This window comes from Streptomyces sp. NPDC055078, assembly GCF_053607985.1.
Genome location: NZ_JBSGUP010000270.1, coordinates 1 through 10,413, shown reverse-complemented (window position 1 = coordinate 10,413; position 10,413 = coordinate 1). Strand labels below are relative to the sequence as shown.

Here is a 10,413-nt window from a genome sequence, read left to right as displayed (position 1 = left end):
CGCCGCCGCCCGGGCGGGTGCCCAGAAGGACGGCGAGGGCACAGCGGCGGCGGCAGGGGCGGCGGCCGTGAGTGACTGGCTCGCGCCGGAGGTCCAGGAACCGGGGAACTGCTCCGAGGAGATCACGGTGACGGTCAGGATCGAAGTCCCCCGCGTCCTGCCCGTATTCGACTTCGGCACTGCCACCAGAACCGTCACCATGCCCTGCGACTGATCATCGCGACTGGCCATCGCGACTCGGCCATCGTGACTGGCCATCGCGACCGAACGGAGCCCCACCGCCCCTGCCCCTACGAGCCACCCGAGCACCACCCGCGAGACGCGACACCGCGAGACCAGGGAGATGACGACATGAGCCTGCGGGCGCGCATCAGCAGCCCCGAGCCGGTCAACGGCCACAGCGAGGAGAACCGCCTCGTCGGTGTCTACCGTGCCAAGCTCCTGGAAGAGATCGACCTCGCGGAGATGTCCTCGCTGGCCGCCGCCGACCGGCGGGCCAGACTGGAGCGGGTCCTCGGGCACATCATCAGCCGGGAGGGCCCGGTGCTCTCCACCGTCGAGCGCTCCCAGCTGATCCGCCGCGTCGTGGACGAGGCCCTGGGCCTCGGCATCCTCGAACCCCTCCTCGAAGACGCGTCCATCAGCGAAATCATGGTCAACGGCCCGGAACAGGTCTATGTGGAGCGCGCCGGACGGCTCGAGATGCTGCCGCTGCGCTTCTCGTCCAACGAACAGCTGATGCAGACGATCGAGCGCATCGTCTCCACCGTGAACCGCCGCGTCGACGAGGCCAACCCCATGGTCGACGCCCGCCTCCCCTCAGGGGAGCGCGTCAATGTCATCATTCCCCCGCTCTCCCTCACCGGCCCCATCCTCACCATCCGGCGCTTCCCGCGCGCCTTCACCCTCCAGGAGATGATCGCCATCGGCTCGCTCGACGAGCAGATGACGCTGCTGCTGGCGGGTCTGGTGCGGGCCAAGTTCAATGTGATCGTCTCCGGTGCCACCGGCACCGGCAAGACCACCCTGCTCAATGCGCTCTCCGGGCTGATCCCCGACGGCGAACGCATCGTCACCATCGAGGACTCCGCCGAACTCCAGCTCCAGCAGTCGCATGTGATCACCCTGGAGAGCCGCCCGCCGAACGTCGAGGGCAAGGGCCGGGTCACCATCCGGGACCTCGTACGCAACTCCCTGCGGATGCGCCCCGACCGCATCATCGTCGGCGAGGTCCGCGGCGGCGAGACCCTCGACATGCTCCAGGCCATGTCGACCGGCCACGACGGATCGCTCGCCACCGTCCACGCCAACAGCGCCGAGGACGCGCTGATGCGGCTCCAGACCCTGGCGTCCATGTCCGAGGTCGAGATCCCGTTCGCCGCCATCAAGGACCAGATCAACAGCGCCGTCGACGTCATCGTCCAGCTCACCCGGCACGCCGACGGCTCCCGCCGGGTCACCGAGATCGCCGTGGTCGACTCCTACGGCCGGGAGGAGTACCGCATCGTCTCGGTCTGCCGCTTCGACGCCCAGCCCCTGTCCGCCGACGGCCGCGTCCACGGCAGGTTCCACTACTACCCGGTGCCGCGCCGGGTCGCCGAGCGCCTCTATCTGAAGAGTGAGGCCCTGCCCCAGGTCTACGGCGTCGCCGCGTCCGACGACCAGCTCGCCGTACGCAGAACGGTTGTGTGACACCCCTGCCCATCCCCGCCCCCACCGGCCCCGGACCCCACCGAGAAGGTCACCGCCCGACATGGACAACCTCCCGCTTCTGACCACCGGAGTCACCCTGCTGGCCGGTGTGCTCGGTGTCGCAGGCGTGCACGCATACGCATCGGGCCGGGCCCAGCGCCAGGCACTGGTCGACCGGCTGTCCCACACGGGACCGATCCCCGTCGTCGGCGGCAGGCGCCGGCGCTTCGGCGCGGTCGACCGTAGGCTGCGCGGGACCCGGCTCGGCCGGCGCGTCGAACGCAGGATCGCCGCGACCGGCCTCGACCTCACCGCGGGTGAGTACATCGTCTACGTCGTCGCGACCCTGCTCGCCGTCTACTTCGTCGTCGGCGCGGTCTTCGCGCCCTTCTTCGGGGCGCTGGGCGCCCTGGGCACCCTGTGGGGCGCCAACGCCTTCCTCAACTGGCAGCGCGTCAAACGCACCGAGGCGTTCATCAGTCAGCTCCCCGAGTTCACCCGCGTCCTCGCCAACGCCACCCAGGCCGGTCTGGCGCTGCGCACCGCACTCGCCATGGCCGCCGAGGAACTGGACGACCCGGCGGGGCACGAGCTGAGCATCGTCGCCGACCAGCTCGCCCTGGGCCGGAGCCTGGACGAGGCCCTCGGCGAACTCGCCGACCGGCTGCCCTCCCGCGAACTCATCGTCCTCGTCACCACACTGATCCTCGCCAACCGCGCCGGCGGCCAGGTCGTCACCTCGCTGCGCAACCTCACCGCGTCCCTGGAGGAGCGCAAGGAGACCCGCCGCGAGGTCACCACCATGCTCTCCCAGATCAAGGTCACCGCGCTGGCCGTCCCCCTGCTGGGCCTCGGCTTTCTGCTGATGATCAACACCATGACCCCCGGAGCGCTGGACAAGATGACCGGTTCGGTGGTCGGACAGCTCGCCACCCTCGCCGCCTTCGCCCTGTACGCCCTCGGGGCGTTCGTCATCCGCCGGGTGTCCCGGATCCAGGTCTGAGAGGGAGCCACCATGGGACTGCTGCTCGCCGCGCTCGTCGGAGCGTCCGTGTACGGGATCTTCCACGGTGTCCGCATGTACCGCGCGGACGCCAGGCTCCCCGGCGACCTCGCCCTCGCGCTGGAGGTGGGCTCCACCCGGACGACCGCCGTCGGCTCGGTGATCGACCGGCTCGGTATGCGGTACGCGCCCGCCGTGCTGCGCGCCATGGGCCCGGGGCGCGTCGACGCCCTGCGCAGACGGCTCGACATGGCGGGGAACCCCGGCGGGATGACCGTCGACCGCTACGCGGCCCGCCGCGCCGTCTACGGCTTCCTGGGCGTGCTCGCGGCCCTGTCCATGCTGCTGCGCGGGCAGTTCGTGATCGCGATCCTGCTGTTCGTCTTCGGTGTCTTCTGGACGGATGTGGTCATCAAGGTGGCCGTACGCCGCCGTCGCGCCGATATCGAACGCACCCTGCCGGACTTCCTCGATGTCCTCGCCGTCGTCGTATCCGCCGGTCTCGGCTTCCGCCAGGCACTCGAACGCGTCGCGGAGAAGTACGAGGGACCCTGGGCCGATGAACTCCGGATCACCCTGCGCCAGATGGACATGGGGGTCAGCCGCCGCGACGCCTTCGACCAGCTTCGCCGGCGCAATGCCTCCGACCAGGTCTCGATGTTCGTCACCGCGCTCCAGCAGGGCGAGGAACTCGGCGCTCCGATCGTCGACACGCTGATACAGATCGCCACCGACATGCGCCGCACCGACGCGCAGAACGCCCGCCGCGACGCGGCCCGCGCGGTGCCCAAGTCCACGCTCGTGGTCACTCTCATCATGCTCCCGGCGACCATGATCCTGATCGTCGTGAGCTTCTACTACGGCTCCGGGGTCGACCTCGGCGATGTGCTGGGAGGTTGACCGGGCCCATGGCGACCACCGCGAAACGGCAGGTGACACCGATGGCCCTCATCCGCCGCAGGGCCGCCACGCGGGGCGCGGGTGCGCGCGATGCGGGTGCCCGTGGTGCGGGTGACCGTGGCGCGGGTACGGCGCAGCCGTCGCGCCCCGGCCCGGACGGCCCGCCCCACCCGGCCGTACCGGTGCGTCCTGGCCCCGGCCCGGGAGCCGCGCGCACCGGGGCCGGAGCGCTTCCGGGCCCACCGCCGTCGGGCCCGCCGCCCTCGGGAGCGCCGCCGTCCGGACCACCGCATGCCGGACCGCCCCCGGCCGGACCGCCGCCGGCCGGACCACCGCTGGCCGGAGCGGCTTCGTCCGGAGCGGCTTCGTCCGATCCCGGCACGGAGTGGTCCGGGCCCATCGCCGCGTCCCCGCCCGAGCCCCCTCCCGAACCCCCGATGTCCATCCAGGTCAACGCCCTTCAGGCGCTGTGCCGCCAGGTCTTCGGGTTCCGGCTGGCGATGATCGCGCTGGCCGCGCCGTTCGCGCTCGCGGGCACCCGCCCGGGACCGGCGAGCTGGCTGGTGGGAGCAGCCGTACTGGTCACCTTCATGACGTCGTATCTGCTGCTGCGCGACTGGGAGCGGTTCGGCCCGGTCCTGCTGGGCCACCCCTGGCTGCTGGGGGCCGATATGACCTTCGGCGCGCTGCTGCTGATCACGGCGTCGCCGGACTCCACCCTGGCGTATGTCACCATCTGCACCCCGCTGCTGGCCGGACTGATCTCGGGCTGGCGGGGAGCGGCCGTGTTCGCGGTGCTCCAGTCCCTGATCGTCGCGGGCGCGTACGCGGTGAACGACCGGGCCGACGCCCGCTTCACGGCGCTGCTGCTGCCCGGGCTGTGTGTGCTCGCCGGGGCGATGGGCAGCACCCTGCGCAATCTCATGCTCGGCTTCGGCGCGGCCAGCCAGGCGCTGACCGAGGCCCGCGCCCGGCTCGCGGTCAGCGGGGCGGTCGAGCGGGAACGGTCGCGGCTCGCCCGGGAGATGCACGACTCGGTGGCCAAGACCCTGCACGGGCTGGCGCTGGCCGCCGAGGGACTGGCCCGTACCGCCGACCGGATCGACCCGCTCACGGTCAAGCACCAGGCCGAACTGGTCGCCCGCGCGGCCCGCCGCGCCGCCGCCGAGTCACGCGAACTGCTCTCCGACCTCCGCCGGGAGACCGGCCTCGACAGCGGCGGAGGAGTCGACCTGCTCACCGAACTGGGCGCGCGGGCGACCGATTTCACCCGCCGTACGGGCCTGCCCGCAGGCTTCCGCCGGATCGGCGCCGCCCTCGCGGTCCCGCCCGCCGTCGCCCGCCAGGCGCTCACCATCGCGGCCGAGGCGATGGAGAACGCGCACCGCCACGGCCGCCCCAGCCGGCTGGAGGTGTCGGCGGGCCTGATCGGCGATGTGCTGCGGATCAGTGTGTACGACGACGGCGGCGGACTGCCGCCCGGTATCTCCCTCGAAGGGCTCCGGCGCACCGGTCACTTCGGGCTGGTGGGCATGGTCGAGCGGGCCGCGTCCATCGGCGCGCGCATCCGGATCGGCCGTGGCCAGGCGGCCCAGGGCACCGAGGTACGCCTCGAACTCCCCATCGCCGCACTCGGCGACGCCGCCCCGGACACCCCCGTACCCCCAGCGCACCGGCTCCCCCTGCTCACCTGACCCAACGCCGCTCCCCATGCCCCACCGCCCTGCCAAGACCTGCCAAGACCTGTGCCGAGCCCTGTTGAGAGGAGACCGAGGCCGTGCCGGACGACCACTTCCCCAGGCCGGGGCAGAACTGGCCCCCTCAGTCGCGTGTCCCGCCCCCGCCGCGACTCCCCGCGCCCGCCGGCCCCGTACGGGTGGTCGTCGCCGACGACAACCCGGTCGTACGGGCAGGGCTGACCGCCCTGCTCCAGGGCCGCGCCGGTCTCGTCGTCGTCGCGGAGGCAGCCGATGGCCGCCAGGCCCATGAGGCCGTGGTCCGCCACCGGCCCGATGTCGTCCTGCTGGATGTGCGGATGCCGGGGGTCGACGGTATCTCCGCCCTGCCGTATCTGGTCCGGTTCGCCCCGGTGCTGATGACGACGTACAGCCGCGAGAGCGAGATCGTGCACGAGGCGCTGCGGCTGGGTGCGAGCGGTTATCTCGTCCACGGAGAGTTCACGGCGGACCAACTGATCTCCGCCGTACGGGACATCCGGGCGGGCCGGGCGGCCTTCTCCCACTCCGCCGCGGACGCGCTGCTCGCGGGGGTACGCGGAGATCCCTCCGCGCGCCGGGGCGCGGACCCCCTCCCGGAGGTCATCGGCGCCCGCGCGCCGGGCCGGGAGCAGCAGCGGACTTTGCACAGGGAACCATCTGCGGGCGGATACACCGACCTGGCCCAGGGTCCCCGTAACTGCCCCGAAGACCAGGTGACATCCCACCCTTGGCCGGTCGGGCCGGACCGGCCCAACAGTGAATCCGTTCGACGGTCTTCGCTTACGCAAGCAGATGTGGGACATTCTTCCTCGGTGCCCGATGTGGTGGACGGGCTCCGGGGAGTGATCACCGAGCTGAGCCGGCGGGAGGTGGAGGTGATGGAGCTGATCGCGTCCGGTATGACCAACCAGCAGATCGCCGCGTCCTGCTTCATCAGCCCGAAGACGGTCAAGAACCATGTGAACCGCATCTTCGCGAAGCTGAACGCCGCCAGCAGGGGCGAGGCCATCGCCGTCTGGCGCGGCGTGGCGCGACGGGAGGCTGATCCCGTATGACCGAGCACCCGACCACCCCCGGCACCGCTCCTGCGCTGGGCCCTGCCCCCGGCGTCCCACCTGCTCAGGGCGCCCCTTCGGCCCCGGGGAACACCGGCCGGCCCAGGTCCCGGGGAAGGGCCTTGGGGAGGGCTTTAAGGACCCATTGCCTTGATTGGGCCCGGTGTTGGGCCCTGGGGCCTATTTCCGGTGGAGCTGCCCCGAAGTACATTGCTCACGATGCCCTCCGGACCGGCCACGGGCGAGGCGGTACGGCAGGCGGTGTCATGGACTCGTACCAGCCGGGCGGCGATCGGGCCGTCGGCGCCGGAGGGAAAGACAATGTCGAACGTGACGCTGAAGGCCGTCGTCAGGGTCCGGGTGCTGGTGGCGGCCCGGATGGCGGCGGCGGCCCAGGCGATGAAGGACCGCCGCGACCAGGGGCAGGACTCGGTCGAGTACGTGGGTGTGATCGTGCTGGTGGCGGCGATCATCGCGGCCCTGGTGGGTTCGGGAGTCGCCGACGACATCGCCAGCGGGCTGTCGAACAAGGTCCAGGAGATTCTCGGTGGCGGTGGCGGCGGCGAGTAGCCGCGCTCACCGCGCGCGGCACCCATGAGGCCGGGCAGGCCGCGCCCATCTATATCGCCATGGTCGCGGGCCTGCTCTTTCTCGCGCTCGCGTTCCTCGCCGTCGGCCAGGCCGGGGCCACCCGCAACGGCGCCCAGTCCGGCGCGGACGCCGCCGCGCTCGCGGCGGCACAGGAGTCCCGGGACGCGTTCGGGACGGAGCTGATGGACCGACTGGCCGACCCGGATTTTCTGCGCGAGGTCTTCGGCGGCGAGTTCGTCGGCGCGGCGGGAACCGGATGCGCGGCGGCAGCCGCCTTCGCCGCTGCCAACGCCGCGGTGATGGAGACCTGTGCCCCGCTGGGCGACGGCCGCTGGGGCTACACCGTCGCCGTCGAGTCCCAGCAGCCGGTCGGTGACACCATCCTGCCCGGCACCGAGGACCGGAAGGCCGAGGCCACGGCCACCGCCGTCGTAGAAAAGCTCTGTGACTTCGATCCCGCCGAGGCCGAGCCGTCGCCCGAACCGCCCGCCGAACCGCCGTCCGAGCCGCCACCCGGCGACGGCGATGGTGACGGTGACGGCGAGGAGGGGGAACCGGGCCCGGGAGCACCCGTTCCGCCGACGGAGCCCGTCCCCTCGGGCGTGCTCCAGTGCGACGGTGAAGACATCGATCTGGAGCAGTTGGACGAGCTGGAGGGCGCCCTGGAGATGTCCGACCTCTTCACCGTCCGGCTGGCCGAGGACTGACCGCGACCGAACGCAAAGGAACAGCACTGATGAGTATTCGGCACGGAGCGAAGACGCGCAGGGCAGTGACAGCCGTCCTTGCGGCGGCGGCGCTGTCGCTCTCCCTGACGGCGTGCGGGGACGGGGGTGACGACGGCTCGGACCGGAAGAACCCCGGCTCGGTGTCCTCCGACAAGGGCGCACCGGAGGGGACCGGGCAGCCGACGGACGGCGGCGGCCCCACCGTGCCCGACAGCGGCAAGACCCTGGCCACCATCAAGGGCAGCAATGGATTCGAGTTCACCGTCCACAGCGCCGTCCGTGACGACGGCGGATTTCTGACGGTCTCCGGAGCGGTCAGGAACACCAGCGCCAAGCGGCAGATCCCCCCGATCCAGTGGAACGGCCAGGAGAACGAGGTCAAGCGGACCGGACGGTCCTTCGCCGGGATGACCCTCGTGGACAAGACGGGGAAGAAGCGCTACTACGTACTCCGGGACACCGAGGGATACCCGCTGACCACGACGGGCATGACCGCGTTCGACGCCGGTCAGGGCATCGACTTCTTCGCCCAGTTCCCCTCGCCCCCGGACGGCACGGACTCGGTCGAGCTGCAGATCCCGCTGATGCCCACCGCCACGATCGAGATCTCCTGATGGGCGGCCATCTCCTGATGCGTGAGGCGAGCGCGCACGGACGCGCACCCGGGCGGCCACCGGTGGCGGTGTCCCTCTCCGTGGTGCTCCTGCTCACCGGATTCCAGCTCACCGCCGTCACCGCGACGGCAGGCGCGTCCGATACGGCTCTGTCCGGTACGTCTGCCTCCGGAACGTCTGCCTCCGGTACGTCCGCCTCCGGTACGTCCGTCTTCGGCGCGTCCGCCGAGGACGACCCGAGCCGGCCGCCCGGCAGCGAGTCGGCGAACACACCGCCGAGGATCGACGCCACCAGCCCCGCGCTGAAGATGCGCGACGGGGCCACACTCGCCCAGGCGCGGGTGCTGGACATCGTCTCCATCGTCGAGACCGAGGGCGGGGAGGAGCGCCGCGAGGAGACCAGCTCATCCCTGAAGTTCGCGCTCCAGGCCGAGGTCCTCTTCGGCAGGAACAGCGCCGACCTCACCCCCCAGGCCAACGGCCGGGTCGCCGCGATCGTCGGGGAGATCAAGAAGAACGACGCCCGGAAGGTCCGGGTCTTCGGCTTCACGGACAACCTCGGCAGCTATCAGTCCGGGCGGGTGCTGTCCAAGAAACGCGCCGACGCCGTCCACGGGGTGCTCAGCCAGCAGCTCAACGACGCGGAGATCACCTACGAGGTCCGCGGCTACAGCGAGGACTACCCGATCGCCGACAACGCCACCGAGGAGGGCCGCAGGAAGAACCGCCGCGTCGAGGTCTCCTTCCCGACCGGCGGCGGCGGACCGAGCTGAGCGCGGCACCCGGGGACGGCACCCGGGGACGGCACCCGGGCACGGGACCCGAGACGGCACCCGGGCACGGGACCCGCGCCACGGCGCGGCGAAGCCGGGCACCGGACCACCTGTGCAACCAGCCGCTGACCAGCCATATCTGACGCACCGGCCACGTATGTGACGCACCACCTGTACGGGACACGGCCGACCCGCAGTACGCTGCGGGCCGACTGTCGACCGAGTGGGCTGAGGAGCGCGCGGATGAGGCGGGGCAGGACGGCGGCGGCCGATGTGCGGGCGGGCGAAGGGCCGGTCAGGGGCCGGGTGTCCAGGCGTACGAGGGCACGGATGGGGATATTCGGGATGTTCCTGAGTGCGACCCTCGCCCTGCTCCAGGTCCCCGGGCCCGCCGGAGCCGTCATACCCGCCTGGCTCGCCTCGTACGAGACGGCCCCCGGCGCCCGCCCGGTCCTCGGCACCCCCACCAGCGCGGGGAGCCCCCGGCTGGGCCCCGGGACCTATACGGACGCCATCTCGGCGGGGGAGCGGAATTTCTACCGCGTAGGGCTCGACGACTCGTCCAACGCCTATGTCTCCGCTGTACTGGTGCCGCCGGCCGGGGGCGAGGTCGGCGCCGGTGACGGTATACGGGTCACCCTGGAGTCCACCGACGGCGCGCGGTGCAGTGTGCGCAACGACATCACCTTCGGCAGCACCACCCCCCGGCCCATCGCCGACTACTCCACCCGCCGTATCGGCAAGGGCCGGGAGTGCCAGAGCGCCGGTGACTACATCTACAGCGTGGAGTGGATCGGCGCCGCCGCCGCCAGGGCGCGGAACTGGACCCTGGAGCTTCGCTTCATGAACGAGCCGGGGCTCCGGCAGGGGACCACCGGCCCGTCCGCGCCCTCCCCGACCCGCTCACCCGTGCCGCAGGAGGTGCGGGGCCCGGCGAAGCCCGTCACCGGCGGATCGGGGTTCAATGACGCGCCCGCGATCGGGCGCGGCCTGTGGAACGACACGCTGGCGCCGGGCGAGAGCCGCTTCTACAAGGTGCCCGTCGACTGGGGCCAGCAGCTTCTCGTCGACGGGGAGTTCGCCGGGGCCGCGGCCGGGCGGGCCCCGACCGTGACCGACGGACTGCGGCTGACCGTCTTCAACACCGCCCGGGGCTTCGCCGAGAGTTCCGACGCCGACTACGCGGGCCGCCCCACCGGAGTCTCCCTCGGCACCGCTCCCGCCGCCTTCGCCAACCGGACGTCCGATCAGGACGACATCAGCGCCATGCGCTTCTCCGGCTGGTACTACCTCCATGTCTCCCTCGACCGCCGCATCGCGAGCCCCCTCCCGATGACCC

9 protein-coding genes and 2 pseudogenes are annotated in these 10,413 nt (G+C 71.7%); all 11 read left to right on the top strand.

Translation table 11 applies throughout. The features are described from left to right. Positions 1 to 214: pseudogene (locus ACWF94_RS22125) on the top strand (TadE/TadG family type IV pilus assembly protein); the annotation flags it as partial. Positions 215 to 351: 137 nt separating this feature from the next. After that, on the top strand, positions 352 to 1,692 hold the full coding sequence (locus ACWF94_RS22120; protein ID WP_453490963.1) for a CpaF family protein: 1,341 nt from the start codon (positions 352 to 354) through the stop codon (positions 1,690 to 1,692). A gap of 61 nt (positions 1,693 to 1,753) precedes the next feature. After that, a complete protein-coding gene (locus tag ACWF94_RS22115) occupies positions 1,754 to 2,695 on the top strand; it encodes a type II secretion system F family protein (RefSeq protein WP_453490960.1) in 942 nt (313 codons plus the stop codon). Positions 2,696 to 2,707: 12 nt separating this feature from the next. Then, the gene (locus ACWF94_RS22110; protein ID WP_453490957.1) at positions 2,708 to 3,595 is read left to right on the top strand and encodes a DUF5936 domain-containing protein; all 888 of its coding nucleotides are present in this window, start codon (positions 2,708 to 2,710) and stop codon (positions 3,593 to 3,595) included. 182 nt (positions 3,596 to 3,777) lie between these two features. Beyond that, positions 3,778 to 5,289, top strand: a complete 1,512-nt coding sequence (locus ACWF94_RS22105; protein ID WP_453490969.1) for a sensor histidine kinase — start codon at positions 3,778 to 3,780, stop codon at positions 5,287 to 5,289. Positions 5,290 to 5,372: 83 nt separating this feature from the next. After that, on the top strand, positions 5,373 to 6,368 hold the full coding sequence (locus ACWF94_RS22100; protein WP_453490955.1) for a response regulator: 996 nt from the start codon (positions 5,373 to 5,375) through the stop codon (positions 6,366 to 6,368). A 321-nt stretch (positions 6,369 to 6,689) separates the two neighbouring features. Further along, positions 6,690 to 6,938 carry a hypothetical protein gene (locus ACWF94_RS22095; protein WP_453490966.1) on the top strand — a complete coding sequence of 83 codons (249 nt, stop codon included), beginning with the start codon at positions 6,690 to 6,692 and terminating at the stop codon, positions 6,936 to 6,938. A gap of 44 nt (positions 6,939 to 6,982) precedes the next feature. Further along, positions 6,983 to 7,666, top strand: a pseudogene (locus tag ACWF94_RS22090) (pilus assembly protein TadG-related protein); the annotation flags it as partial. A 29-nt stretch (positions 7,667 to 7,695) separates the two neighbouring features. After that, complete coding sequence (locus tag ACWF94_RS22085) at positions 7,696 to 8,301, top strand: hypothetical protein (protein ID WP_453490952.1); 606 nt, start codon at positions 7,696 to 7,698, stop codon at positions 8,299 to 8,301. Then, positions 8,301 to 9,074 carry an OmpA family protein gene (locus ACWF94_RS22080; RefSeq protein WP_453490949.1) on the top strand — a complete coding sequence of 258 codons (774 nt, stop codon included), beginning with the start codon at positions 8,301 to 8,303 and terminating at the stop codon, positions 9,072 to 9,074. The genes ACWF94_RS22085 and ACWF94_RS22080 overlap by 1 nt, the downstream gene beginning before the upstream one ends. Positions 9,075 to 9,317: 243 nt before the next feature. Beyond that, a partial coding sequence (locus ACWF94_RS22075; RefSeq protein WP_453490946.1) for a hypothetical protein occupies positions 9,318 to 10,413 on the top strand: 1,096 nt, incomplete at its 3' end.